This window comes from Bdellovibrio sp. GT3 (assembly GCF_037996765.1).
In the GTDB taxonomy this organism is placed as follows: Bacteria; Bdellovibrionota; Bdellovibrionia; order Bdellovibrionales; family Bdellovibrionaceae; genus Bdellovibrio.
In genome coordinates this window covers 660,253-685,152 of record NZ_JBBNAD010000004.1, presented here as the reverse complement: position 1 = coordinate 685,152, position 24,900 = coordinate 660,253, and the positions used below count along the sequence as shown (strand labels likewise).

Genomic DNA, 24,900 nt, shown 5'->3' with positions numbered 1-24,900 from the left:
GTTTAAGGGCTGCTCGATTTTACGGGAGCAGCCTTTTCCTTATTCCGCTCCTGCGGAGTTTTAATTTCTGGCGGCTTTTCATTTTCCGCCTCAATCAGAGTCTTTGGTTTCTCAACCCGACTTTGAATAAAATAGCGCACTCCCAGAAACAATCCATATTGATTTGAATACTCGTTCGGCTCATAGGTCAAAGCATAGGAATATCGGGCCTCCGCCATCACAGCCCACAATCCCGATTGCCACAACTCCCCCTGCAATGCCAAATCGATGCCCGTTTCCGACGGTTTTGAGGCCGACGTTTTTATGTTTTCCGAATCGGCAAAATCGTTGTGAACGGTGTTGATATTACCCATCGGGTAGTTCGTATAAATTCCCAGTGAGGTTGCAAATGAAGGCGCCCAGTAGCGCCGATACGCAACTGTGATATGCATCGTCTGAGTTCGTTGCACAAGACTTCGCCCGTTGGACTCATCACGGAAATAATATTTATGCATGTAGATCGCGGCCATCTCCAGGGCACCATGATCGCTGACATCCCCGGAAGCTATCAAGGATACGCCACCGGTGTCCTGCTTTAAATCAGACAACGTGCCGTTATACTCTGTCTTGTAAGTATATGGCCCCAAATACATCATCACATTCCCGCGCTGAGGCACGTAAGCAAAAGCAAATTCTGCACAAACGAGCAAGATACTCAGAGACAGAAGGGAAAGTGTGCGATTAATATAAGCCATACTTGGAGCCTAATGGTTGATGCTTGAAAAATCATTATCTTTATACACTAACAAAACACAGCGTTGCCTTTTGGCTCTGCTTGTAATGTTATTTGCATCCATCAGCACAGCGGCAACGAAGCCTCCCGCGGATTCCGATTTGGAAGCGGACCTGATCCAGGGAAATATTAATATCTCAAGCTGGCTGGATAGTTTCGCCACTGGTTTGGATTTGTTTCTGGCAGGGCAGAAATATTCGGGGGACGCCAATAAAACTACGGCTGTCATCGAAGTTGGCGCGTATATCAACTCCTACGACAGTTTAAGAAATGACCTCAATCTGGATTTCAATTTTCGACTTCCAAACCTGGAAGAATACTGGCAAGTGACATTCACATCTTATGACGAAACCTCCGAAAGGGGTGTTGCGCAGAACTACGTGCGTAATGCTCCCAGAGAAAGAAACCCCGGCGCGACTTTTGGTTTTTTTCGACAATTGGGAAACGTAAGGACATCGTTTCAACCGCGCATCAACTTTACTGCGACACCCAGCTTTTCACACACACTGACGTTTGAAAGTATCGCTGAAAGAACCAGCGACTATCACATCAATCCCAAATTGCAGTTTTATGCCGATGCAGAAAAAGGCACAGGGACTTTTCAGGCAATCAATTTCAACTTTTACCTGAGCCGGCATTTCAATCTGACCTTCATCAATGAAGGAGATTATATCGATCGCGATCATCTTTATACCGTCACCAACGGTGTGGCTCTGGGACAATGGTTCACCAAATCGGAAAGTATCTCGTACAATATCTTCTTTACTTCAAAAAATCGCCCGAACTACCAACTGTACTCTTACAACCTGTCGGTGGCCTTCGTGCAGGTGCTCTACGAAAACATATTGGATTATCAAGTTCAGCCCAATATTGATTTCGCACAGGAACACACTTTCACCCGCAATCCCGGCGTCAACTTTCACTTGTATTTGAGGTTCTAAATGGATGCGCAAGTTCAAATCACCGATCACAACCTTGGCCATGGCGAAATCGCCAGCAAGGGCGCCCTGGTCTTCATTCACTACACCGGCACCCTGAGCGACGGCTCCGTATTTGACTCTTCCTTAAATCACGGACGTCCTTTTGAATTTGTGGTGGGCTCCAAAAAAGTCATCCAAGGCATGAGCCTGGGAGTCTTGGGAATGAAGGTCGGCGGCAAACGGAAAATTCACATCCCCGCAGTCTTGGCCTATGGCGAGCGGACCATGGGCAAGATTCCACCTCACTCGGATCTGACCTTCGAGGTGGAACTATTAGAGTCGCGCCCTCGCGAATAGTGTGCTAGACTGCAGTCATGTTGAAGCAGTTTTTTCCCGCGCAAGAATTTAAGGCTCTGTTGTTTGATTTTGACGGCACGGTGGCAGACACGATGCCAGCGCACTTAAGCGCCTGGAACAAGGCGCTCGCGAAATACGACCTTTCCATGAGCCGCGAACAGCACATGTCCTGGGCGGGCCGCCCCACTCATCGCATCGTGGAGATGATGAATGAATTGCATAAGTCTTCCATCAATCCTGAGCAATTCCTGAAAGAAAAAGAAGTGCATTACCTGGAAGGTCTGCACGAAGTCAGCACCATCAAATCAGTGATGAATGTGATCGAGCACTATCACGGTAAATTGCCGATGGCGATCGTGACTGGCAGCCGCCGAAAGATCGTTGAACTGACCATGAATCAACTGAAGCTTCAGCCTTATTTTGAACTCTTGGTTTGTGCCGAAGACTATACGCAAGGAAAGCCGGCACCGGATTGTTTCCTAATGGCCGCCCATCAGATGAAAATCACGCCGTCGGACTGTCTGGTTTTTGAAGACGCTGTCTTGGGAATTCAAGCAGCTCACTCTGCGGACATGAACTGCCTGAAGGTCAACGAAGAGTACAGCCTGATCCACACCCGATAGGGCCTGCCCTCGGTCTGATCCATGTATTCCAACAACGTCCAATGTCCTCTCCTTTCAAAGATTGCTACGATGTCTTTGTGAAGGAGATCTTATGAAAACACTTATACTTGCCAGCTTGTTTATTTTGGGCTCAATCACGACTTTTGCAGCACCACGGACTTCGACGGAAGTGAAACCCGGCGATCCAACTTACGAGCACGATGATCAATTCGGCACGAAACCCACCCGCTCATCCAGCTCTCAGGAAATCAATCGAGACCGTCGTGCCACTTCAGATCCTCGTATTGACGAGTCACTCAAAGCACCGCAAGGAACCCGTGATATGAAGGATTCCGACGGATCGATCAAAGAACATCAATAGACTGTAAGCAGAAATAAAAAAACCGCCTGGAAAGGCGGTTTTTAAAATTGGAGGTGGATAGCGGTACCGCCCCGCTCTAGCGGCTTTTGCAGAGCCGTGCCTAGCTTCTCGGCCAACCCACCTCTGAGTAAACGCGAAGACCCAATCTATTGAAATCAGTGTTTTAAGTCAACTTTAAACATTATGTGATCTTCAAAACGCTTTAAAATGCTTTAAAAGTGAGCTTAAGCCTATCCACGAGCTTTCTTAACGAAGCCTCGCTTTAGCAATGCTGCCTCGATCTCATCAATATGAAGAGGGTCTCCCCCCATAACCGCCTGGCGCAAAATCTTATTTATGAGAGTCTGATACTTTGTTTTCTCATTTTTCGCCCGCTCCCTTAATGCGAAAACGACGTCCGCATCAATCATAGTTGAAATGCGTACTTTCGTACTTTCGGGATCAAAGATTCGCTCATCCACTTCGATGTTGCCGTAATTTAACTTACTCTTTGACGATTTCATACCAATCCTTTAACAACGCTTCCCGGTACGGCTGGAGCTTTTTAATAATCAGTCGAACCGAGCGCTCGGAAAAGCCATTCACTTCGAGAGGTTCAAAATTCAGAATATTCAGCTTTAAATGGGCTTCAAAATTTTCCGGCTTGCCCTGGTAAATTTCGACATGGGGAAAACCATGATCACTATAGTAAATCCACACGGACATCCCGAACAAAATAGACTGAAGGTACCTAATTCTCGGCATTAAGCACCTCCGAATATATTATACATATTTTATGCATATTTCAACATCCAAGACGTTTTAACGCTTCGACGGGTTCAAAGGTCATCTTGAGGGCCTTCTCAACATGCTGAGGCTGAAGCTTTTCGACTTGCTCGAGGTCGGCCAGAGTTCTGGCGACTCGCAGCGTCGCGAGCTCGCGACGGCGGCTGGAGATCTCTTTAGGGAAGAGTTCTTTCATGTAAAAGCTGGGCAGATCCAAAACCAATTCTTCAAAACTCCACCGACTGGCGAGCTTCTTAAAGCGCGCATCTTGAATCGAAAGCTTCGCGCGAAAGCGGCGACTGGCCTCCAACTTTTCCAGGATTTCCTCGCCAGATACCGAGTCCCCGTCCTCACGTTTTTTGGTGAAAAACGTAATATGAAACCGATCCACCAACGGACCCGAGAGGCGCTCCATATAGGACTGACATTTTTTAAGTGATCTGCCGCAGACGACTTTCGATTTCGGCACCCAATCACCGCACGGGCATAAGTTGGTCGTCGCAATCATCAATGACTCTGCCGGGAACTCCTCAACGTAGCGACTGCGGCGAATGCGGATCATGGATTCCTCCATGGGCTCGCGCAAAGCCTCCTGCGCGCGCACGTTGAACTCGAGCAGCTCATCCAGAATCATGATGCCCTTGTGGGCCCGGGTGATCTCGCCCTTGAAAGGGGGCACACCCCCACCAATCAACCCAAGAGCGGTGGTCGAATGATGGGGATGAACCACGGGACGCCAGCGAAGAGGGGCCTCGCTGCCGCCCCGATTATTTTTTGAAATTGTGTGCATGTCTTCCTGGGTGGGCGCCGCGAGCAAAGCCGAAAGCGTGCGTGCGATGGTGCTTTTGCCAGAACCCGCAGGCCCCGCCAAAAGCACCGAGTGTTCGCCCAGCGCAATCACTTCCAAAAGCCTTGCCTGCCGTTCCGGAAAGCGAAGCTGCAAATCTGCCTCGGGTCTTCGCACCTCGTATTCGCGCGGAACCGCTGCGATCTCCACCGGCTCTCGAATATCCTGCAAACAACCAAGCTCGTAGCGATCAAAAACCGCCGAAGTATTTTGTGTCTGCCCTGTCCATACTAAGACTTTTCCGTCAGGCTCAAAATCCGTGGTCAGATCCCCGGGCTCGTAAACTTCTCCTAAAAGTCCCAGCTCCCCGTACACCATCACAGTGTCATCAGGCTTCGGGATTTGTTCTGACTCCCACAAAATCCCCATGGCCACGGCAAGCTCCAGGCCGCGGGAGGATTTTTTCAAGTGATTAGGGCGCAGATTAACCAAAACTTGTTGTGATTTGGGGAATTCAAAACCTTGCGCACGAATGGCGCTTTTGATTCGGTGAATACTTTCCCGAATTCCCTGGTCAGGCAAACCCAGAAACTGGATTTGCGGCAGGCCCGGAGTAAAGTTGATTTCCACCTCGACCGGAACGAGGACATCATTTTCGCGAATAAGTGATTTTAATTTCATGGCAGACACTGCCAGCAAAGAAAAAGCCCACAACCAGTGTGGGCTTTTTTAGAAATTAGAAAATTTCAAACCGAGGTCCGGACTATTTTTCCACTTCCGCCATTTGCGACAGTGGATGATGTTCCTCAATAGTGCGAGTCATCGTGTTCGTCGTCACATTCGTATAAATCTGGGTCGTCTGAATACTTGCATGTCCCAACAACATTTGGATCGAACGCAGGTCCGCGCCACTTTCCAACAAAGCCGTGGCACAGCCATGACGGAAGCGATGTGGATTTACCGGTTCAGCAAACCCTGCACGCGTCGACCAGCTGGCAAGCCATCTCCACACGTCAACACGGGAAGGACGATGACCGCGGTCATTGATCAGGATTGATGGAGTGTTGTCTTTCGTCAGAACTGAGCGGTGCTCGCGCAGATACTGAGTCAATGTTTCCGCCAGTTTTTCAGTCAAAGGAACCAAACGTTCCTTGCTGCCCTTGCCAAGAACTTTGATCCAACGATCTGTTTGATTAAAATCCGTCACATTAAGAGAAATCAATTCGGAAACACGACAGCCCAAACCATAAAGGAATAACAGCGTCAGCTGATTGCGCGCGGTTTTCACCGGATCATTCACCTCAGCCGCATCAAACAGCTGCTGGAACTCCTGGGGAGTCAAAACCTTCGGTAAGCCGACCTTCACCTTTGGTGGTCTTAGCTCACGCAGCTCCGGGCTGTTGTGGCCACGGGTCTCACAAAACTTAAAGTACGTGCGCAAGGAAGAGATCACACGGGCTTGAGAGCGCGTGGAAAGCTTTTGCTTCTTCATAAATTCGTAGAAGCCAGTCACGTTATTATGGGTTTTGCGATATTCGATATAGAGTTCCAGGTCACGGCGATACGCCATCACCGTATTTTGGGAACGTCCACGTACGTTTTGCAGTTCATCAAAGAAGTCGATCCAAAGAGGTAGTTCCATAAGAATATTAGAACCAGACTTTAGACGGAGCGCAAGAAATATTATGTCACTAAAACAAAATAAAAAACCGCCCGTTGCTGCGAGGTCAGCACCGGACGGTTTTCAATTTTAAGCCATCTGAAGAAGCGTCTTAGTTAAAAGATCCGCCAAACACCGGGCTGCAAACAGCGCCGTTTACTTGAGCTACGTGGATACCACCTGGAGGAAGGGCCACCAAACGGTTGCCATTGATCATTCCGCCGTTGATTTCCATCACGATGTTACCTGGATTTGCCACAAGCACCACTGTCGACATCATTCCCGCATTCGCCATGTTACCGCGAGTTGCAGTCTCTACCGTGTAAGTGCCCGGTGCAACCTGACAACCGGAACCATAAAGATCATACCAGTTAGTACCAACCGTCATTGTCCCTTGGAAAGCCACGGGGCCTGTGTAAAGGTTCAGATTCGTACCAATATTGGAGTAACCAGGAACAGTGCCGTTTGGATAATAACCAGTGTTATAGTTCGCCGGGTAATATCCATTTTGATAAGTGCCATTGTAAGTTGCAGCACCGCTCTCAACGATCACATTCAAGGCCAATGAAACCGAGTTCATCGGGTTCACACCTTGTACAGATCCCATTTGAGTGGGACTTACGAAGTTGGCTGCTGTGACCCAACTGTTACCGTTTGGACCATCATTTTTACCTGGGCAAGCTGTCATCAAAGCTGTCACCGCCAATGCACCTGCCAAACGCAGGATCATTCCCGGAAAGCTCAGCTTTCTATATTCATAATTTTCCATAGTTACTCCTCGATTTATTTAACTTCTAAAATTCAATTCTATTTCAATTCACTCAATTACTGGAAAGCCGCCGTGTAAGAGATTCCAGTGAAAGTACCAAGCTTCTTATAACCGTTACCTGGAGTCAGAGATGATTTGTTGATCACTGAATCCGCGCGGCAGTTGTAAGGACCGTCATAGATGAACCAGCAGAATCTGTACGGAGACTGAGTTGCGTAGGATTGAGCAAAGTTCTTGTAGTACAAAGAACCGGAAGCAACCATACCGCCACCGCCAGAGATATCACCTTGAGTGGTCAATTTATCGATAACCAACACAACACCGCCCCATTGATCCTGGAAGAAACCCGTGAACACAGAGCTGCCATTGATTTTGAACCAAGTATTATAAGTCGCTTCCAGGGAATTGTTGTCTTTCAAACCCTTGTATTCAGCATTTCTGCCAGAACCCGCAGAGAAAGTTCCAGTGTAAACCATGCCAGTATCTGTATAAGACAAAGAAACTGAGCCAGCGAAGCGGCCTGTGCTTTCAACTTGAGATAGTTGAATCTTGATTTTGATATTTTGCGGATCATTCAATGGACGAGTTCCAACATAAGCATTCAACTCATTCATATTCACTGGAGTGAATGTCGCCTCATTTGAATAAGCAGTAGAGCCTGTACCTGTGTCAGTACCCGTGCTGCCATCTGGTGAAGTTGGAATATATCCTGTTTCGTTGCCGGATGTATTCACAGACTGATTTGAACCTGCGACGACCATCTTATTGTTTCCGCACCCGACACCCATCAGTGCCACTGCAGTAACCAAGATCATCATTGGAGCGTTAAATTTGTTGTTCATACCATCCTCTTTCAAGGGCTCGTTTTCAAAGGTGAGCCCTCGAGGTTGGGTATTGCTATGCCTGTGCCAAGATCCTGAAGGCCTTGTAATTATCTAATTTAACTTGGGATTTATGCGGTTTCTCAATCTGAAACAAACACCCTTCCAGTGACTAACCACCAAGGGGCGAGCGCAAAAAGGGCACCTTTTCTAAAAATAAGACATGCACATTAGTTAGACGCAAAAATAACATTTAAGATTTTTCCTAACATTACCGAAATGGGATGTATCACAATTCAAAAAGGACGCGAAATGACTGTCTCTGCAACAAATGTTTTAATTCTCGGTGCTGTATTTATGTTTGCTGCCCGAGTATTCATGGGTTTTTAGTTCAATTACAGATAAGTAAGCTGTATGCCGATACTCTGCCTGTTAAACCACAGCCATGAAATCGGTTTGTTTCTATATATTCGCTCTCGCGTTCCTCCTTGTGCTGCCGACTGTGGCCCTATCTAAACCGATTAAAATCCTTGTCGAAGACTCCTGGCCTCCATTTGCATTTAAAAAAGACAATCGCCCCGTAGGGATGTCCGTTGATATCGTCCTGAAAGCATTTAAAAATGCTGGCGAAGAGGTCGAACTCGTCCAAGTCCCCTACACTCGTTGTATTGCGCAAACTCAAACCGGCAAATATGTCGCCTGTTTTAATTCCGCCCGCTCCAAGGAGCTGGATCTTTCCGTTGTTTTTCCCAAAGAGCCTCTCTTTAAAAGCAAAGGCCTGATCATCGCCAACGCCATCACCGCCAAAAAGAAACCCTCAAAGATCAAAGATCTGGAAGGGCAATCCGTGGCTCTGCCGGCGGAGTTTCCTTTTGGTAAAGAGTTCGACGACAACATGAATATCAATAAAGTCTTCACTTCCAGTGATCAGACCTCGTTGATGATGCTTAAATCCAATCGTGTCTCGTTCGCGGCGGTGGATGAGTTTGTCTACTACTACTATTTAAGGACGACTCCCGAATTCAAAAACCAGTTTCAAATCGTCATGGAGATGTCTGAAGAACCCATTTATGTTCACTTTTCCAAGTCCCACAAGGACACCAAGGAACTGGTTAAAAAGTTTGAATTGGGTTTGGGCATGCTAAAGGCTTCTGGGGGCTACAACGACATCCTGGAAAACTGGGTTGGCGTCAAAGGTCAAAAGCGTGTGCAGATTTTCTCTTTCACACCGAAGGTACAAGCATTCGAGGCAGTGCCTTCACTGCCTCCGTTTGATTTCTATTATTAGTTCTGAGCTATTTGCGCAGCTGGATAGTAGTGCTTTAAAATCTGATTAAAGTTTTTCCCTTTAAGTCCCAAGGCTCTGCTGCCCCACTGACAAAGTCCGACACCATGACCAAACCCACGCCCCGTAAACACAAATTCATCCTGATTCTTTTTCAGGTCAAACAATGTGCTTCGCAACTCTGTAAATCCCAGGGCCTGACGAAATTCATTCGCTGAGATATATTTGCTATCTGTTTCATTGACTGCGACCTGCACGCCACGAATACGGGTGTCGCCAGTCATGCGATCCAACGTGATTTCCTGAATGGATGGAAGTTTCAATTTATCGGCAATCTCTGAACGGGTGAATTTCACCGTCCAGTTGGCTTTGGGATTTGTCGGGCAGGAATTATCAACGGCAACACCGCTGTTAACGCCCCCACTCCACACATTTTTTGCGTGAGTCGTGTGTCCCCCGCAGTCGGCGTGATAGTAGGCTTTTAAAACTTTATGACTGCGATCGATAAGTTTGATTCCCGCAGTTTCATGCACAGCCTGAAGGGCTTTCTTTAGCTTGGGATCGGAATCGTCCCCAGCAATATGACGAAACACCTGATCCAACACGGAGCTTTCCAAGTGATAGGCTTTGTCTTCACGCTCTGCCATCACTGCCAGTGCATATGATCTTGCGGCCACGGCCTGAGCCTTCAACGTTTCCAACGGCCAGCTGATCGGCATTTCTGAAGCCAGGACACCTGCGATATATTCATCCAATGGCAACACACCTACCACATCCACTTGATCGCCGGCACCCTTAGCCAGCATCACACGGGATGGAAGGCTTTGACCACCGACGCGCAGGTTCTCGCCTTGGATCATCAGATACTTTTCCTTAAACAGATGCTCATTATCGCGATTGTTCAGGCGCAACGCCCAGACGTGTTTGCCATTTTTTCGCATCACGCGCACTTCAGCTGCACCACTTTGTGGGATCGCCACAGGACGATACGGTTGTGACAGAATCTGAAAACGCAGACTTTGACCAGCGACTTGAACTTTTTTGGAGTTTGTTAAAATGCGAACTCGAACCAGTTCTTTGTCAAATTGCGGAGCTGTTTTAGCGGGAGTCTGTGCCTGCACATCGGAAATCGCCAAGGTGAGTGCAACTATGAAGCAGGTGATTGCCCAGAAAATTCTCAAAACTTGTCTCCGTCCTAGAGATTAAAAAAAAGAGGCCCCAATCCTTGGGCCTCTTTCAGCAGTTCTTCTATTAAACCAAACAAACCCCGAAGGATGAAAGTCTAGTTTTCGTTTGCGGCGTTCAGGAACGGTCTAACCATATCCAGCGGCAATGGGAAGATGATTGTGTTGGTCTTATCGCCAGCAATCTCTGTCAAAGTCTGCAAATACGCCAACTGCAGAGCAGATGGGGAACTTGCCAGCATTTGGGAAGCGGCCGCAAGCTTTTCAGAACGCTGAACCTCCCCGTCGGCGCTAATAACCTTCGCACGGCGTTCACGCTCAGCCTCTGCCTCACGCGCCATCGCACGTTGCATTTCTTTGGGAAGGTCGATTTGCTTCACTTCAACCATCGTTACTTTGATTCCCCACGACTCAGTATGCTTATCAAGAATGCCTTGAAGTGCGCCGTTGATCTTATCACGGTGTTCAAGCACGTCATCCAATGGGTATTGGCCCATCACAGAACGCAAAGTGGTTTGCGCCAACTGACTTGTAGCAAAATAGAAGTCTTCAATTTTAGTGATCGCTTCCATTGGCGAGATCACTTTGAAATAAACCACAGCGTTCACCTGCATGGAGACGTTGTCTTTCGTGATCACGTCTTGAGGTTTTACGTCCATGGCAATTGTACGAGTATCGACTTTGATCATTTTCTCGATGAAGGGAATCAAAATAATCAAACCAGGTCCGCGCACTCCGACAGCTTTACCCAGACGCAGAACCACACCACGATCCCACTCATTCAAAATTTTAACCATGGCGCTCAGGATGATACCTGCGAACACCAGTATAATTATCATAAATTCCATTTACACTTGCTCCTTGTTATATCTTTTTACATTTAAAGTTAAACCCTGACGAGCCGTCACCGTGACCCGCTCACCAGCTTTCAGGGAATCCTCGGAAACAAAATTCCAGGTTTCCCCCATGATACTGATCTGTCCTTTGTGTCCTGTCTCGTCGACCGTGGTCACCTTGCCTACAGAATCTTTCAAATCTGCATCCGAGTCCTTGGACTTCAGACGCAAAGTTTTTAAAGCCAAATATCCAATACCAAAGAACACAGCCCCAATGGCCAGCACCACTGGCAGGATCACTGTGTATGGCAATGAATATCCAGTGGCTTTATCAAACAGGAATACACTTCCAACGAACAGCGATACTAGACCACCGATACCCAATATCCCAAAGCTTGGAATGAATATTTCTGCGATCAAAAAGGCAATTCCCAGAAGGATCAAGGCAAGACCGCCCCATACGACTTCCAATTTGTGAAATGCGATCAGGGAAAACACCAGACCAATGCCACCGATCACACCTGGTGCCACCAGCCCCGGATGTGTCAGTTCCACATACAACAGCCCCAAACTTCCCATGAAAAGCAAATAGGCAAACTCCGGATCTGCGATGAAGCTTAAAATACGATAGCGCGTATCCGGAGAGAACTCGCGCAGATCGCCAACTTTGACTGCGATAGTTTCATTGCCCGCGATCAGGACTTTTCGTCCTTCGGACTTTTGCAGAAAGTCTGATTCATCCTCACCCAAAATATCCAGGGCTTTCATTTCAACCGCTTCAGTGGAGCTGTATGACTTGGCATCTGTGACAATTTCTTTGGAAAACTTTAAATCACGACAGCGAAGCTTGGTAACGCCTTCCAGCCAGCTGACGGTATCATTGATCATCTTGTTACGAAGATCGTCCGGCATTTTTTCGCCAGTACCCAGAATCGGCGTCGCCGCCCCGACATTGGTGGCCTTCACTCCCCCATTGACATGACAGGCTTGCAGAATGATCGCGCCCGCACTGCCGGCGTGTCCTCCTTGCGGAGTGATCAGGCACAGGTAAGGAATTTTTGAGGCCAGCATGCGCTCCACGATTCTTCGCGTGCTTTGCAGACTTCCACCCGGCGTATTCACTCTGACGAATATGGATTCGCAGCCATTTTCGACGGCGCGCTTTTCAGCTCTTTCCAGATAATCAGTGGTTGATGCTGTGATAGCATCATTAACGGTCACAGCCAGTGTGCAGGTCGCAGCCTGGGACACGCTTGTCCCCAACATCATTAACAGAAGTACAGAGACAAAGAGCGAGTTCACAGACTTAACTCCTTCATGACTTTTTGTAGATCATTCCAGACGACTTTTTTTGCCGCCGCGTCCTCCAGCAAATACGCCGGACTGTAGGTTTCAATCCATTTACCAGGGCCTTTGTAGATCATCTCGCCCAGATCCTTAGGAAAGGAACTGAACACGACCACCACTTTGCTTTCGCAAAACTTGGCAAGCTCTGAGGGCAACAACGAACGATCCTCGACCGTGCAATCGAGCTCCAGCACCTGAATATTTTTAAGTTTCATCGCGACTTTCATTTTATCAAAAAGATCGCGGGTTTCTTTCAGGAAGAAACTTTCTTTGGATTGAGTCAGAATATTTAAAAACACCAACTCCCGGTGAACCATCTCGGAAGTGGAGTAAGGACCTTTTTGCGTGAAGAATTGTGTTCTAGTCTCTGTGGCATTCACGACCGCAGCAGATGGCATGTCGCCCAACATGACCTTTTGCAGGCCCAAAACTTCGTCTAAATATTTCAGATAGTCCTTCATGGCCGGAAGCTTACCTCGAGGGAAATTCCTAGACCATTAAAACCGGATTTAATGCACTGCTTTGTTCACCTTGATTCCTAACATCCCATGGAAGAAATTCGTCCCCCAAGACGAAGTCCCTATGCCATCCTCATTAAAGCCTGCCAATAAGGCACTTTGGAGGTCCCTATGACAACACGTACCGCATATCTTTTTACATTTGTGATTTTTTATTCCGCCATCGTTCAGGCCTACCCCAACATCGGCGACAAAGTGACGTGGTCAGGAAATATCAAAACAGCCACCGGAAACACCTCCGAAGTTCAGATCACCAAAGAGGTCATTGGCTTCAACTCCAGCAGCAAGCTTTGGAAAGTTAAAGTTCACACCAAGCTGGGCTCAGAGTCACTTTCAGAAACCATCGAATCCGCAGATTTATTTACACCCGAAAAATATAAAGAGACCCTGGCCAACTGCCAAAAAAACGGCGGCACCATTGAGACTTTGCAAACGACTCCGGGAAAATACGAGACCTGCAAACTGAGCACGACCAATGAAGATGGCACCATCATCGAAAACTGGTGGGGTGATATTCCTTTTGGTATTGTGAGCAAAGAGACCCGCGTGCCGGCTACAATCACCAACAGCGAAGCGGCCTTAAGAGTCGCAACCACCAAAGGATTATAAGTTAATTCAGCCCCGTGATATCTGTCAGGTTTTCGAGAGACAACCAATAGGTGTCTTGAACAGAATCATAACTTAAAGAATAACGGTTCGGATACTTTCCTGGAAAAGCCACTTTCTGAGGAAGTGGAATGTCTGCCGCGAATTGCGGTTTCGTCTGTAAATACGATAGCGCGATCATCGGCTCCAGGAAAATCATCTCACCATTATAAAACCCATAAATATAGGTCGCCGTAAAAGGCTTACCATTAAATTCCGGCGAGCGCAGATCCACCCAATGCCACCCCATCATCGGCACGCCACCGGGTCCCGCAATGTAGTAGGCAGGTTTATATTCAGCGATGGGTTGCTTCATACAGACGGCATCGTCTGATCCATCACACTTGATCTGGTGACGCTGATGTTCGCTTATAAAGTAAAAATGAAAATCAAAATGGGGAACTCCATAAATAACATCAGGGTCGTGACCGTGCGGATTCCAATTCATTGTGAGGTGATTGAACGGAGGGATCGTAACTCCTGCGGGAAGCTTTAGAATGTATTCATACTCATGCCCGCTCACATCTGCCGGAAGTCCTTCCAAAACTTTGCCAGAAAAGACAATTCCCAAGGAGGTTATGTTTTGGGCATCATCTTTCTTTACGAAACTTGATGCCTGCCCCAAACCAATATTCTCGGGGGGACCCAGCTCCGTTGTTTCAGCATGGGCCATGGAAGTAAGAAGAAAAAAGAAAAATAATATTTTCATCGTGTGCCTCCGGGATAAGGAAGACTGAATAAATATTATCCCGACACCAACCTGCTCACACCTTACAAGTTGGCAGGCTATGACTCGACGATTTTCTTGGAGCTTAAAAACTTATACAAAGCAATGACCGTAAGTCCAGCCGCTGATGTTGTCATTGCAGCTGTCGAAGTTCCCATGCGCGCAAACGCACCCCAACTGACAGATCCCAGTGCCATACCCGCATAGAACACAGCCAGAAACACACCCAGCATGGTGGCTTTCAAATGAGATTTGCCCGTCAACTGTCGGGAACTCATGTTCATCAATGTCGCCAAAATCAGCCAGCCAATCCCCGCAAAGAACATCCCTTGGCACATGAAAATATAACTAGGGGCCACACCAATGAAAAACAAGCCGACGGCATAGACAAAGTAAGCTCCCGCCAGTGACAGGGATGTTCGCTCTGGCTGCATGATCTTGCTGGAGTAAATTGAACTAAAACAAGCTCCTAGACCTAAAAATCCTAGCAATGAACCGTACTGCCAGCTGTTCAACCCCAACTCCACGCGCCCGCGGGTCGGATACAGTGCCCACAAACTCGAGGCGAAAAATGTAACGATGAAAATTTCCACCCACAACTTCATGTTGTGAAACGAGAACAGAAAATTGAATTCATCCTGGCTGAATTTAACTTCTTTTTTCTCGTCCTTGGGAACGGCTGCCTCTTTCACTGGCCACTTCCAGAAAAATAAAATCAGCCCCAGAAAAGATAAACTATTCAACAGGAACGCAATCGCCGGGCCGGCACCACCCAGAATAACTCCACCGATTGTCGGTCCCAGAACCCGCGTGACGTTGATACCGATATAATAAACCAAGACGGCCTGCGCCTGTTTTTCACTGGGTACCAAATCAGTCAGAACACTTTGAAACGGTGGATTTGAAAGAGCAAACCCAATCCCCATGACCAGTGACAACAATAACAACAGTCCCTCTGTGATGTTTTCAGACCAGACCAAGTACGCCAGCACTGCCGCCGCGACGAACATCATGCTTTCAGAAATCAATAAAATCCGACGACGAAATCCCAGGTCCGCAAAATATCCCGCGGCGATACTTAAGAACACGACTGGTAAATTACTGGTGAAAGATAAAAGTGAAATGATAAGGGGCGAAGTCGATAGATGTGTCATCACCCAGCTTGCTGCCACATCCTGAATCCAAGTTCCAAGATTTGACAAAAAAGCACAGATCCAAAAGTTACGATAAACCGAAATTTTTAGTGGCGACCACAGTGATGAATCATTCATGACGAAAAAAGCATACTACGAATATCCTTTGCGACCAATTTCTTCTTCAACAAAACTATTCGTAAGGAGGACCCATGAAAGCATTATGTCTTATGACCTTAAGTGCCCTTGTACTCCTCGCGGCTCCCGTTTCAACTTACGCGAGTGTCGAAAAACCCACAGTCACAGCAGAACTGGTGATTGATAACGATCGCGGATCGTCCCAATACTACAGCTACACCTTCCCGAATACGCCGACCTACTACACACGGTACTCAACCTTCCGGCTGACCAACAATGCCGACTGCGATGTTCGCGTGAACAACGTCCAGTTATGGGGTCAGTCGTTTACCTACAACACCAACTGCTATGGCAAACTTAGACCTGGTCAAAGTTGCTTCACGCAAGTGGGATTCCGTCCCATGTGGGAGGGATATCACAACGGCCAGGTTAGATTTTATCTAAGCTCTGGCACCATTTACCTGGATCTTTATGGCTGGGGCACTTACTACTAGCGCTTCAATCTTCGCAGTACTTTATCAATAAACCCACGGGCCTGCTCGACTTGGAAGGCAAAACCCAATCCAAAATACAGCAGGCCGTAGATTGCGACGGCGATCACCGCACGAATGATGACATGAATTTCCGGCATCACAGCCAAGCGCACTACTGCGGCCGCAAAACCGGCACTTACCAGAGCAATCGCCCAGACTTTGAATTGAAATAAAACCGGTAAGCCGGTGCTGCCGACTTTTTTATTCAAGGATCTGCGCAATAAATAAAACTCGATCCAGCCAGCGATTCCGGCCGAAGCGGTCAAGCCGGGTGTTCCCCACTCTTCAGTCAAACCCACCCATTTAGGCAGATAAAACGCAAACAACACCCCAAGCCCGGTGGTTGCAATCACTCGCAAAATCGCAAACTTCAGTGGTGTGCGTGTGTCTTTCAGAGAATAAAACGCCGAAGAATAAAGTCGACCCAAAGTTGAAGCCAAAAGACCCACGGTCGCACCAATCAAAACCATCCACACCGTGTGAGTATTCTTGGCATCAAACTGCCCTGTTTGGAATACGGCCCCCACAATCAGATCGCCCAATAACAAAAACGCCACCACACTGGGAATCACGAAGAAAGCAATTTGCTGCAAGCCCCGATTCAAACGGCCTTGAAGATACCTGCGAATTTCCTCGTCACTGCCCACCGCCTGGGACATTGAAGGGAGTTCCGCCGCTGAAACACTCATTCCAAACAAACTGACCGGCAGCAGGTACAGAGTTTGCGCATAGGCCAGTGAAGACACGGCCCCTGTCGGCAACAAGCTGGCCAACATACTGTCGATATAGGCACTGACTTGCACCACCCCACGAGACACTACAACCGGAACAAAGTTTTTAAGCACTGTTTTGACACTGGATACTTTCATATCCACCGACGGCCAAATCTTTTTACCCAAACGCAATGCCGAAGGCAGCTGCACGAAGAACTGCAAGAAACTACCTGCAACCAAGCCCCAGGCCACAGTGACTGCCAAATCAAATTGCGTCTGCTGCGAGCCCCACATCACCAGTGTCGCAATGATCGTCAAATTCCAAATAACCGGCGCCACATAGGAAAGAAAAAACTTTTTATGAGAATTCAAAATCCCCAGACACCAAGCAGACATAACCAGAAAGCCTGTGCCCGGAAAAAGAATCTGCACAATCTGAATGGTCAGCTCCCGTTTTTCACCTTCAAAGCCCGGGGCAATCAGATCAATCAGCATCGGAGTTGCAAAGACCCCTGCGATAACGAGTACGGAGGTCATTAAGAACATTAAGCTGCCAATGACAGATGCGACCTTCGCGGCTTCCTCATCATGCTTTTTTGCCAGGAGTTGCGCATAAACGGGAATAAAGCTTGCTGACAGCACGCCTTCACCGAATAGATTTTGCAGGAAATTAGGAATTTTCAGGGCCGCCTTAAATGCATCCCCGGCTGCGGAATTTCCGAAATAGTGGGCAAAAACACGTTCCCGCACCAAACCTGCGATGCGGCTTAAAAAAATACCAATTCCCACTAAAATGGCGTGATTCTTCATGTGCTCTCTATTCGATGACGAAATTACTCAGCTTCGACTTCTTCTTCTTCCGATTCATTCAATTGCAAAACGATTCGCTCCGCCAGTACGCGGTTGAAACCTTTAAGTTTGGCAATCTCACTCGGGTCAGCCATTCTGATTTCATCAATAGAGTTAAACTGAGTCAAAAGAGTTTTCTTTCTTTTTTCGCCAAGACCCACGACGTAATCAAGTTCACTCTCCAGGGAGGTGCCTTCACGGAGCTTACGGTGATAAGTGATGGCAAAACGATGGGCCTCATCACGAATTCCCACCAAAATGTGCTGCGCCTCTGAATTGGTTTTGAAAATCACCGGGTTTTGACGCCCCGGCAAAAAGAACCGCTCATCCGTGGATTCAACTTCTGCTTTTTGGAAATCACTTTCGGTGCGGGCCTTCGCAAGCCCCACCACAGGTATATCATTACGCCCGATTTCAGTTAAAATCTTAATAGCCTGGGAGAGCTGTCCTTTACCGCCATCGATGACGATCAATTGCGGGTCTTCATATTCAGTATGCTTAAAGCGACGGCTTAGAACCTCGTACATGGAGGCAAAGTCATTGATCCCTTGAACTGTTCTGATTTTGTATCGGCGATAATGATCCTTGGCCGGAACGCCCTCTTCGAACACCACCTGCGAGGCCACTGTTTCCGCCCCCTGGAAGGTCGAAATATCATAACACTCGATACGTCTTGGCATTTCCGGAAGGTTGAATTTCTCTTTGATTTCCTGAAGCCCACGGAGCTTTTCTTCGGATTTGGAAACGTACTTTAGGAAATGCGCCTTGGCATTTTCGTTGGCCATATCGACCAAATTCCGGCCGCGCTCATCGGTCGCAAAACGGACTGAGGATTTAGACCCCGATCGCTCCATCAAAACATCTTCCATCAGCTTGTTCAAATCACTGCCGATATCCAACGGCAACAGAACATCATCCGGGATAAAGTTGTCTTCGTAATATTGATTCAGGAAATCCACCATCCATTCACGTGGATCCTCGACGGCATCGTTCGGATCAAAATGCGGCAGGAAGTGCGGGCGTGTGCCAATCACCCGACCGGCACGAACGTGCACGGTTTCAATCAGACAACCGCGTTCGTCACCAAAATACCCCACGGCATCCTGATCTTTTTCAGAAGTGTCATTAATGACAGACTGTTTTTCCAAAATGGCTTTGATCGCATCAATGGAATCTCGCAAGCGCGCTGCCACTTCGAATTTTTCCTCTTCGGCGGCACCCATCATTTTCTCTTTCAGAGTTTTGATGACTTTCTTATTCTGGCCTTTAAGGAAAAGTTTCGCACCCTCAACCTCACTTTTATATTCTTCCTGAGAGATATAATCCACACAGGGCGCTGTGCAACGACCGATCTGATAGGTCATGCAAGGACGTTTGCGGGTGGCAAACATCGCATCGTTACAGTCACGAATTTTAAAAGTGCGATTCAAAAAGCGAATGGTTCCCTGGACTGCCAGGCCCGAAGTGTACGGACCGAAATACAGGGAGCCGTCTTTTTTAACTTTGCGAGCCAAATACAATCTAGGAAATTCCTCGGACCAACTGAAGCGAATGTAAGGATAGGCCTTATCATCCCGCAGACGAATATTGTATTTGGGACGATGTTTTTTAATTAACGAAGCTTCCAGTAGAAACGCTTCAACCTCGGTCTTGGTTAGAATGTATTCTACTTCCAGAATATTCGAAACCAGCAGACGAGTTTTCGGCGTGTGATCCTTACTATCCGTAAAATAACTGCGCACACGATTGCGCAGACTTTTGGCTTTACCGATATAAATGATCTTATCGCCGGGTCCCTTCATCAGGTACACGCCACTTTGCGTGGGGAATTCGCGCACCCGTTCGCGGATCTCCTCGAACTTACTTGAGGCCATTCTTATTCACCTCGGCACTTTCGGATTCCACTTCCCCACTGCGCAAGTTCAGTTCCAAAATCTGCAGACGTTTGATTTCATCGCGAACCTTGGCCGCCTCTTCAAACTCCAGCTTTTTGGAAAGAGCCCGCATCTTTTCGCGCAGCTTATCGATTTCCTCTGTCAGCTTATTCGGCTCATGAGCAAACTTGTTCATGATCGCCTGTTGACGGTCCTCGCCCTTCAGCGGAGATCCACCCACAGAACCATCGAATGCTTCTCCAAGGCCATCGCGGATTTTCTTACGGATGCTTTGCGGAGTGATGCCGTTGGCTTCATTGTGTTCCTGCTGAATGCGACGACGACGGTCGGTCTCGCCAATGGCTTTGCGCATACTCTCAGTGATAGTATCCCCGTACAAGATCACCCGGCCATTGAGGTTACGAGCAGCACGGCCGATAGTTTGAATCAACGAACGCTCGGAACGCAGGAACCCCTCTTTGTCGGCATCGGTGATCCCCACCAGACTCACTTCAGGAATATCCAAACCTTCTCTTAACAAATTGATCCCGACCAGGACATCGAACACACCCAGACGCAAATCGCGCAGGATTTCCGAACGTTCAATGGTGTCGATATCACTGTGCAGGTATTTGATTTTGATTCCCAGATTTTCGTAGTACTCGGTCAAATCCTCGGCTGAACGCTTGGTCAAAGTTGTGATAAGCACGCGTTCCTTAACTTTAATACGCTCGCGAATTTCTTTTAACAGATCATCAACCTGGTGTTTTACCGGGCGCACCTCAACCACAGGATCAATCAACCCTGTAGGGCGAATGATCTGCTCGACGATAATTCCTTCTGATTTTTCCAGTTCATAATTTCCCGGAGTTGCCGAAACGTAGACGACTTTGTCCATCATCTTTTCAAATTCCTGGAAATTCAGCGGACGGTTATCCAACGCCGAAGGCATACGGAAGCCGTGCTCCACCAATGTGGATTTACGCGCGCGGTCCCCGCGGTACATACCACCAATTTGCGGTACTGTGACGTGGGACTCGTCGATGAAAGTGATAAAGTCCTTTGGAAAGTACTCCAGCAGTGTCGGAGGTGGCTCGCCCGGACCACGCCCCGTCAAGTGGCGGGAGTAGTTCTCGATGCCCTGACAAAAACCCATTTGTTCCATCATCTCGATGTCGTAATAGGTTCTTTGTTCCAGTCGCTGCGCCTCGAGGAATTTCATATTCTGATTCAGATTCTGCAACTGATCACGCAGTTCATCCTGAATGGTTTTGATTGCCCGCTTTAAGTTGTCATCACCCGTGGCATAGTGACTACCCGGATAGATACCGATTTGGTCGATCTCTTCCAGAACCTGTCCTGTCAAAGGATCAATCCATGACAAGCGCTCGACGAAGTCCCCGAAAAATTCGACACGAATCGCGCGGTCTTCCTCGTAGGGCGGGAAAATCTCGACATTGTCGCCACGAACGCGCACCGTTCCCCGGGAAAAATCCACGTTGTTGCGTTGATATTGTACACGTATTAGTTCACGTAAAAGATGATCGCGTTTCATCTCGGTGTTCGAGACAATCTGAATCATCATGCCTTCGTAGGCTTCCGGCGAACCCAAACCATAAATACAGGAAACAGAACTCACGATGATCACATCGCGACGATCAAATAAAGAACGTGTCGCCGAGTGGCGCATGCGATCAATTTGCTCATTGATTGCCGAGTCCTTCTCAATATACGTGTCCGTCGAAGGGATGTAGGCTTCGGGTTGATAGTAATCGTAATAACTGACGAAGTACTCTACTGCATTATTGGGAAACAACTCTTTGAATTCAGAGTATAATTGCGCCGCCAGGGTTTTATTTGGCGCCAGCACCAAGGCCGGCTGATTCATTTGCGCAATAGTGTGCGCCATACTGAAGGTTTTGCCCGAGCCGGTCACTCCCAGTAAGGTTTGCTGTTTTAGTCCCGCGCCGATGTTTTCCACCATCTGTTGAATAGCTTTGGGTTGATCCCCAGAAGGTTTAAACTCAGACACCAGTTGAAAGTTCTTTTTATAGGTTTTGGCCATCCCTCTGATCGTAGCACAAGCCGTGCACGATTTCCTAGTCCGCTTCCACGAAATCGCATTGCATAGTGACATCTTGTGACTTGCCTCAGCTTCTGGTCTTTGTGACAGTGGGAACCTATGAAACTGCTGAAAAAATCCCTGCGTTATCTGGTTCTAGTTCTGCTTTTAATTCTATCTGGCACTTACATTTACATGCGTCAGTCACTGGCACCATTGGATGGAAAAATCGATCTTGAAAATCTCTCGGCTCCCGTAAAAATTCAGCGCGATTCCTTTGGCATCCCTCATATTTACGCCCAAAACAAAACTGATGCCTTTAAAGCTTTGGGATATGTGATGGCCAGCGAGCGTCTGTTTCAAATGGAAATGGGACGCAGACAAACCCAAGGTGAACTTTCCGAAGTGGTCGGCGAAAAAACCCTAAAATCCGACCTGCTATATCGCAGCCTGGGACTTAAACAAACTGCTGCCAGCGTGATCGAGAAAAAACGCAAGGACGGCACCCTGGATCCGGAAATGTGGAAACTGATGGAAGCCTTCTGTGACGGCGCGAACCAGTACGCCTCCACCCGCCCGATCCCTTATGATCTGGCCATCCTGGGAATTCGCACGATCCGCCCCTTCACGCCGATTGATGCTTACGTTATGACCGGTCAAATCGCCTATAGCTTTGGTATCGCACTTAAAACCGATCCCATGATGACGGCACTCGCTAAAAAACTTCCGCATAAACAGTTTCAGGAACTTCGCAATGATCAGCTTAAAACTCCGCTAAGACTTGCCGGCGATGTCGACTTGAGCCCCCTTTGGGAAGTGGCCGACAACGCGTCCTTCGCCACTCTTTTTGACAGCAGTAATGCGTGGCTCTTGGCCCCGCAACGTTCAGCCAGCGGCAAAAGTATTTTTGCCAACGATCCACACATCGCCTTTTCTCATCCATCGGTTTGGTTCGAAGCCCACATTCACACCCCGGATTTTGAAATCTACGGACACTATCTGCCGCTAGTGCCATTCGCGATTTTAGGACACACACCTCAACACGCCTGGGGATTCACCATGTCGCAAACGGATGACATGGATCTGTACCGCGAAAGCATTGATCGCACCAACAAGACTTTACTTTATAACCATAAGCCGCAGGAATATGCGACACGCACTGAAGTCATCAAAATTAAAAAGCAAGATCCCCTGACGATTGAGATCATCGAGACCCCTCACGGTCCATTGATGAATCATGTGATTGAATCAGATATTTCTTTGAAGTGGGCTTTTCACAACGTGGACAACGACCCTTTGCAGGCTCTTTATATCATGGGCGAAGCCAAGGACATGAAGACGTTTGAAAACGCGCTAAAACCCGGAACAGCTCCCGGTTTAAATGTCATGTACGCGGACGCCGAAAACATTGCGTGGTGGATGTTCGGTGAAGTCGCCGTGAAGGGAAATCCCAATTCAGAATTGATTTTGGATGGAACCAGCCTTAACGATGAATACAAGCGCGTACTTTCGTGGGAGGAAAAACCTCATTCCGTGAATCCAGCATCGGGCGTGATCGTCACCGCCAACACTCGCCCGGCAAATATTGATTCTGAAATTCGCGGCGACTGGCAAAGTGCGGACCGTCAAAACACTCTGCTCACGGAACTTGCCAAAAAGGAAAAATGGAACAGCGAAGAAATGCGCGCATTGCAGGTGAAGAACCTGAATCTGGCCAATAGAAATTTGATCGAAAAAATGACAGGCTTCCTTAAATTGACGGCCGAAGAGCAAAACAAGTTTGCTCCTTGGATTGAAAAGCTAAAAAACTGGAATTTGAATTCAGACGCCAACTCGCAGGAAGCCAGTCTTTATTATACGTGGGTGAATGAGAGTTTGCTACTAATGCTGGCTCCACTGGAAGACCAGCGCGAAGCTTATCTTGGCACGCCCCACTCCTGGATGTTTTTTGAGCGTGTGACTCAAAACCCGAATTCTCCTTGGTGGGAGCTGGTGAAACCAGAACAGGTCTTCACGCAAGGACTTCGCAATACATTCGCGAAGTGGTCAGAGCCACCGATGTGGGGCAAAATCCATACGATTGAATACATCCACCCCTTGGGTCGCGAGAAACCCTTAAGTGCTATCTTCAACTTAGGCCCCTTCCCCATGGGCGGAGCTTATAACGAAATCACCAACAACAAAGCGCGCGCCCTGGGTGGTGACTTCAAGGTTACAGCCGGAGCCTCTACTCGCCGAGTGATTGATTTCGCAAACGCAAAGCACAGCTGGGGCATCAACCCCATCGGAATTTCGGGCCACATGCTTTCGCCCTTTTACGCCAATCAAATTGAAATGTTCGTAACCGGAAAACACCGCCCACAACTCATGGACTCAGCCGAAATCGAAAAGGATAAATCCCACGAATTGATTTTGGAATAATAGGTCCAAGACATACAAACGCAAATTTCTAAGCAACCAACAGAGCTAACAGTGGGCTTTCCTTAAAAAGAACACCGATAATAAGTCATTATGTTGCACTCCCCGCCCCGACTGGGGCTAACCGGGAGCTAGTAAAACCCGCCCAATCCCGTACGATCTTGCGATTCTGGGAATTCGCTCCATCCGCCCATTCACTCCTATTGATGCTTACGTCATGACCGGGCAAATCGCCTATAGCTGACTACGGCTGCCGTATAAAAATCAGACATTCGTACACCTATTATGAACAAACCGTATACTAATTAAGAACATCTATCTTTTTTTGGTCAATTTCCGAGGGTATATTGCATTTGAAGTTATTAATAGCAAATGAACCTAAAACACATAGGAGTCTTCGATGAAACAAGTATTCTGTGCACTTTTAATGTTGGGTCTTAGTTCTACAGCCTTCGCGGCAAAACCATATTATGTCTGCAGCCTGAAAAACGCTGGAAACGCGGTACAAGCGGATTCCGAGATCCTGGTTCAATTCAACGGCAACCAGATCGCCATCAAGGGTGCCGGCGCAACTGGCACATGTATTGGTGCAGTGAAGTGGATGGGCAGTGATGGTCACTACGGTGCAGATTTCACGTACAGCAAAGCCAACCAAGGATGCCAAGCATTTAACAATGTTCAGTGGTTCTCCACCAATCAAGGTTTCGCGGACATTCACCCAAATTCAACTGTGGCGTTGGACCAAACCTATACTACGGGCGTTTGGGCTAGATACACGTGCAAATAGTAAAATAGAAGAACGA

25 protein-coding genes are annotated in these 24,900 nt (G+C 47.8%); 9 read left to right on the top strand and 16 right to left on the bottom strand.

All coding sequences use genetic code 11. The annotated features are described in order from the left end of the window. Positions 1-2: 2 nt before the first annotated feature. Entirely contained in the window at positions 3-734 is a 732-nt protein-coding gene (locus AAAA73_RS04865) for a hypothetical protein (protein ID WP_340597056.1), read from the bottom strand. Positions 735-804: 70 nt separating this feature from the next. Between AAAA73_RS04865 and AAAA73_RS04860 the strand changes: the two genes are divergently transcribed. The 4 genes from AAAA73_RS04860 to AAAA73_RS04845 all read left to right on the top strand — a co-directional run bounded on the left by AAAA73_RS04860 (position 805) and on the right by AAAA73_RS04845 (position 3,033). Beyond that, complete coding sequence (locus AAAA73_RS04860) at positions 805-1,713, top strand: hypothetical protein (RefSeq protein WP_340597055.1); 909 nt, start codon at positions 805-807, stop codon at positions 1,711-1,713. Then, positions 1,714-2,049 (top strand): FKBP-type peptidyl-prolyl cis-trans isomerase, encoded by a 336-nt coding sequence (locus tag AAAA73_RS04855; protein WP_340597054.1) that lies wholly within the window; start codon positions 1,714-1,716, stop codon positions 2,047-2,049. Positions 2,050-2,066: 17 nt separating this feature from the next. Then, on the top strand, positions 2,067-2,672 hold the full coding sequence (locus AAAA73_RS04850; protein ID WP_340597053.1) for an HAD family hydrolase: 606 nt from the start codon (positions 2,067-2,069) through the stop codon (positions 2,670-2,672). A gap of 91 nt (positions 2,673-2,763) precedes the next feature. After that, positions 2,764-3,033: a hypothetical protein gene (locus tag AAAA73_RS04845; protein WP_340597052.1), complete on the top strand. Its 270-nt coding sequence runs from the start codon at positions 2,764-2,766 to the stop codon at positions 3,031-3,033. Positions 3,034-3,263: 230 nt separating this feature from the next. Here AAAA73_RS04845 and AAAA73_RS04840 read toward each other — a convergent pair whose 3' ends face one another. From AAAA73_RS04840 to AAAA73_RS04815, 6 genes are all read right to left on the bottom strand, one after another. Beyond that, positions 3,264-3,536, bottom strand: a complete 273-nt coding sequence (locus tag AAAA73_RS04840) for a BrnA antitoxin family protein (RefSeq protein WP_340597051.1) — start codon at positions 3,534-3,536, stop codon at positions 3,264-3,266. Further along, positions 3,517-3,738: a hypothetical protein gene (locus tag AAAA73_RS04835; RefSeq protein ID WP_340597050.1), complete on the bottom strand. Its 222-nt coding sequence runs from the start codon at positions 3,736-3,738 to the stop codon at positions 3,517-3,519. The genes AAAA73_RS04840 and AAAA73_RS04835 overlap by 20 nt, the downstream gene beginning before the upstream one ends. 79 nt (positions 3,739-3,817) lie before the next feature. Beyond that, positions 3,818-5,266, bottom strand: coding sequence for an ATP-binding protein (locus tag AAAA73_RS04830; protein WP_340597049.1), 1,449 nt, complete (start codon positions 5,264-5,266; stop codon positions 3,818-3,820). An 82-nt stretch (positions 5,267-5,348) separates the two neighbouring features. Continuing rightward, positions 5,349-6,227: a site-specific tyrosine recombinase gene (locus AAAA73_RS04825; protein WP_340597048.1), complete on the bottom strand. Its 879-nt coding sequence runs from the start codon at positions 6,225-6,227 to the stop codon at positions 5,349-5,351. 130 nt (positions 6,228-6,357) lie between these two features. Continuing rightward, positions 6,358-7,014, bottom strand: coding sequence for a hypothetical protein (locus AAAA73_RS04820; protein WP_340597046.1), 657 nt, complete (start codon positions 7,012-7,014; stop codon positions 6,358-6,360). A gap of 56 nt (positions 7,015-7,070) precedes the next feature. Next, positions 7,071-7,856 (bottom strand): hypothetical protein, encoded by a 786-nt coding sequence (locus AAAA73_RS04815; protein ID WP_340597045.1) that lies wholly within the window; start codon positions 7,854-7,856, stop codon positions 7,071-7,073. Between the two features lie 481 nt (positions 7,857-8,337). Here AAAA73_RS04815 and AAAA73_RS04810 point away from each other — a divergent pair, with 481 nt between their 5' ends. Beyond that, positions 8,338-9,123 carry a substrate-binding periplasmic protein gene (locus AAAA73_RS04810; RefSeq protein ID WP_340597044.1) on the top strand — a complete coding sequence of 262 codons (786 nt, stop codon included), beginning with the start codon at positions 8,338-8,340 and terminating at the stop codon, positions 9,121-9,123. Here the strand turns inward: AAAA73_RS04810 and AAAA73_RS04805 are convergent. The 4 genes from AAAA73_RS04805 to AAAA73_RS04790 form a co-directional block, all read right to left on the bottom strand. Then, complete coding sequence (locus AAAA73_RS04805) at positions 9,120-10,301, bottom strand: SpoIID/LytB domain-containing protein (protein WP_340597043.1); 1,182 nt, start codon at positions 10,299-10,301, stop codon at positions 9,120-9,122. The two genes, AAAA73_RS04810 and AAAA73_RS04805, sit on opposite strands and share 4 nt — an antisense overlap. A gap of 101 nt (positions 10,302-10,402) precedes the next feature. Further along, entirely contained in the window at positions 10,403-11,152 is a 750-nt protein-coding gene (locus AAAA73_RS04800) for a slipin family protein (RefSeq protein ID WP_340597042.1), read from the bottom strand. Continuing rightward, a complete protein-coding gene (locus AAAA73_RS04795) occupies positions 11,153-12,442 on the bottom strand; it encodes an NfeD family protein (protein WP_340597041.1) in 1,290 nt (429 codons plus the stop codon). Continuing rightward, positions 12,439-12,948, bottom strand: a complete 510-nt coding sequence (locus AAAA73_RS04790; protein ID WP_340597040.1) for a hypothetical protein — start codon at positions 12,946-12,948, stop codon at positions 12,439-12,441. The genes AAAA73_RS04795 and AAAA73_RS04790 overlap by 4 nt, the downstream gene beginning before the upstream one ends. A 168-nt stretch (positions 12,949-13,116) precedes the next feature. On the opposite strand from AAAA73_RS04790, the gene AAAA73_RS04785 reads away from it, so the two are divergent. Beyond that, positions 13,117-13,614, top strand: a complete 498-nt coding sequence (locus AAAA73_RS04785; protein WP_340597039.1) for a hypothetical protein — start codon at positions 13,117-13,119, stop codon at positions 13,612-13,614. A 1-nt stretch (position 13,615) separates the two neighbouring features. Here AAAA73_RS04785 and AAAA73_RS04780 read toward each other — a convergent pair whose 3' ends face one another. Both AAAA73_RS04780 and AAAA73_RS04775 read right to left on the bottom strand, forming a co-directional pair. Continuing rightward, on the bottom strand, positions 13,616-14,359 hold the full coding sequence (locus AAAA73_RS04780) for a DUF5602 domain-containing protein (RefSeq protein WP_340597038.1): 744 nt from the start codon (positions 14,357-14,359) through the stop codon (positions 13,616-13,618). Between the two features lie 77 nt (positions 14,360-14,436). Then, positions 14,437-15,648: an MFS transporter gene (locus tag AAAA73_RS04775; RefSeq protein ID WP_340597037.1), complete on the bottom strand. Its 1,212-nt coding sequence runs from the start codon at positions 15,646-15,648 to the stop codon at positions 14,437-14,439. Positions 15,649-15,722: 74 nt separating this feature from the next. Between AAAA73_RS04775 and AAAA73_RS04770 the strand changes: the two genes are divergently transcribed. After that, a complete protein-coding gene (locus AAAA73_RS04770; RefSeq protein WP_340597036.1) occupies positions 15,723-16,142 on the top strand; it encodes a hypothetical protein in 420 nt (139 codons plus the stop codon). Here the strand turns inward: AAAA73_RS04770 and murJ are convergent. The 3 genes from murJ to uvrB are packed head-to-tail and all read right to left on the bottom strand — an operon-like array spanning position 16,139 to position 21,682. Then, complete coding sequence (gene murJ, locus AAAA73_RS04765; RefSeq protein WP_340597035.1) at positions 16,139-17,704, bottom strand: murein biosynthesis integral membrane protein MurJ; 1,566 nt, start codon at positions 17,702-17,704, stop codon at positions 16,139-16,141. The two genes, AAAA73_RS04770 and murJ, sit on opposite strands and share 4 nt — an antisense overlap. A 23-nt stretch (positions 17,705-17,727) precedes the next feature. Next, positions 17,728-19,617 (bottom strand): excinuclease ABC subunit UvrC, encoded by a 1,890-nt coding sequence (gene uvrC, locus AAAA73_RS04760; RefSeq protein ID WP_340597034.1) that lies wholly within the window; start codon positions 19,615-19,617, stop codon positions 17,728-17,730. Next, the gene (gene uvrB, locus AAAA73_RS04755) at positions 19,604-21,682 is read right to left on the bottom strand and encodes an excinuclease ABC subunit UvrB (RefSeq protein WP_340597033.1); all 2,079 of its coding nucleotides are present in this window, start codon (positions 21,680-21,682) and stop codon (positions 19,604-19,606) included. Before uvrB ends, uvrC begins: the two co-directional genes overlap by 14 nt. 117 nt (positions 21,683-21,799) lie before the next feature. Between uvrB and AAAA73_RS04750 the strand changes: the two genes are divergently transcribed. Together AAAA73_RS04750 and AAAA73_RS04745 are read left to right on the top strand one after the other, a co-directional pair. Further along, positions 21,800-24,100 (top strand): penicillin acylase family protein, encoded by a 2,301-nt coding sequence (locus tag AAAA73_RS04750; protein WP_340597032.1) that lies wholly within the window; start codon positions 21,800-21,802, stop codon positions 24,098-24,100. Between the two features lie 397 nt (positions 24,101-24,497). Continuing rightward, positions 24,498-24,884 carry a hypothetical protein gene (locus tag AAAA73_RS04745; protein WP_340597031.1) on the top strand — a complete coding sequence of 129 codons (387 nt, stop codon included), beginning with the start codon at positions 24,498-24,500 and terminating at the stop codon, positions 24,882-24,884. Positions 24,885-24,900 lie beyond the last annotated feature (16 nt).

Excerpts from the sequence above, each read along its gene's own strand:
- AAAA73_RS04785 (WP_340597039.1), top strand. The coding sequence starts at position 13,117 with ATGACAACACGTACCGCATATCTTTTTACATTTGTGATTTTTTATTCC.
- AAAA73_RS04865 (WP_340597056.1), bottom strand. The coding sequence starts at position 734 with ATGGCTTATATTAATCGCACACTTTCCCTTCTGTCTCTGAGTATCTTG.
- AAAA73_RS04840 (WP_340597051.1), bottom strand. The coding sequence starts at position 3,536 with ATGAAATCGTCAAAGAGTAAGTTAAATTACGGCAACATCGAAGTGGAT.
- AAAA73_RS04820 (WP_340597046.1), bottom strand. The coding sequence starts at position 7,014 with ATGGAAAATTATGAATATAGAAAGCTGAGCTTTCCGGGAATGATCCTG.
- AAAA73_RS04830 (WP_340597049.1), bottom strand. The coding sequence starts at position 5,266 with ATGAAATTAAAATCACTTATTCGCGAAAATGATGTCCTCGTTCCGGTC.
- AAAA73_RS04790 (WP_340597040.1), bottom strand. The coding sequence starts at position 12,948 with ATGAAGGACTATCTGAAATATTTAGACGAAGTTTTGGGCCTGCAAAAG.
- AAAA73_RS04780 (WP_340597038.1), bottom strand. The coding sequence starts at position 14,359 with ATGAAAATATTATTTTTCTTTTTTCTTCTTACTTCCATGGCCCATGCT.
- AAAA73_RS04745 (WP_340597031.1), top strand. The coding sequence starts at position 24,498 with ATGAAACAAGTATTCTGTGCACTTTTAATGTTGGGTCTTAGTTCTACA.
- uvrB (WP_340597033.1), bottom strand. The coding sequence starts at position 21,682 with ATGGCCAAAACCTATAAAAAGAACTTTCAACTGGTGTCTGAGTTTAAA.
- AAAA73_RS04845 (WP_340597052.1), top strand. The coding sequence starts at position 2,764 with ATGAAAACACTTATACTTGCCAGCTTGTTTATTTTGGGCTCAATCACG.
- AAAA73_RS04800 (WP_340597042.1), bottom strand. The coding sequence starts at position 11,152 with ATGGAATTTATGATAATTATACTGGTGTTCGCAGGTATCATCCTGAGC.
- AAAA73_RS04835 (WP_340597050.1), bottom strand. The coding sequence starts at position 3,738 with ATGTCCGTGTGGATTTACTATAGTGATCATGGTTTTCCCCATGTCGAA.
- AAAA73_RS04750 (WP_340597032.1), top strand. The coding sequence starts at position 21,800 with ATGAAACTGCTGAAAAAATCCCTGCGTTATCTGGTTCTAGTTCTGCTT.
- AAAA73_RS04775 (WP_340597037.1), bottom strand. The coding sequence starts at position 15,648 with ATGAATGATTCATCACTGTGGTCGCCACTAAAAATTTCGGTTTATCGT.
- AAAA73_RS04815 (WP_340597045.1), bottom strand. The coding sequence starts at position 7,856 with ATGAACAACAAATTTAACGCTCCAATGATGATCTTGGTTACTGCAGTG.
- AAAA73_RS04825 (WP_340597048.1), bottom strand. The coding sequence starts at position 6,227 with ATGGAACTACCTCTTTGGATCGACTTCTTTGATGAACTGCAAAACGTA.
- AAAA73_RS04855 (WP_340597054.1), top strand. The coding sequence starts at position 1,714 with ATGGATGCGCAAGTTCAAATCACCGATCACAACCTTGGCCATGGCGAA.
- murJ (WP_340597035.1), bottom strand. The coding sequence starts at position 17,704 with ATGAAGAATCACGCCATTTTAGTGGGAATTGGTATTTTTTTAAGCCGC.
- uvrC (WP_340597034.1), bottom strand. The coding sequence starts at position 19,617 with ATGGCCTCAAGTAAGTTCGAGGAGATCCGCGAACGGGTGCGCGAATTC.
- AAAA73_RS04850 (WP_340597053.1), top strand. The coding sequence starts at position 2,067 with ATGTTGAAGCAGTTTTTTCCCGCGCAAGAATTTAAGGCTCTGTTGTTT.
- AAAA73_RS04770 (WP_340597036.1), top strand. The coding sequence starts at position 15,723 with ATGAAAGCATTATGTCTTATGACCTTAAGTGCCCTTGTACTCCTCGCG.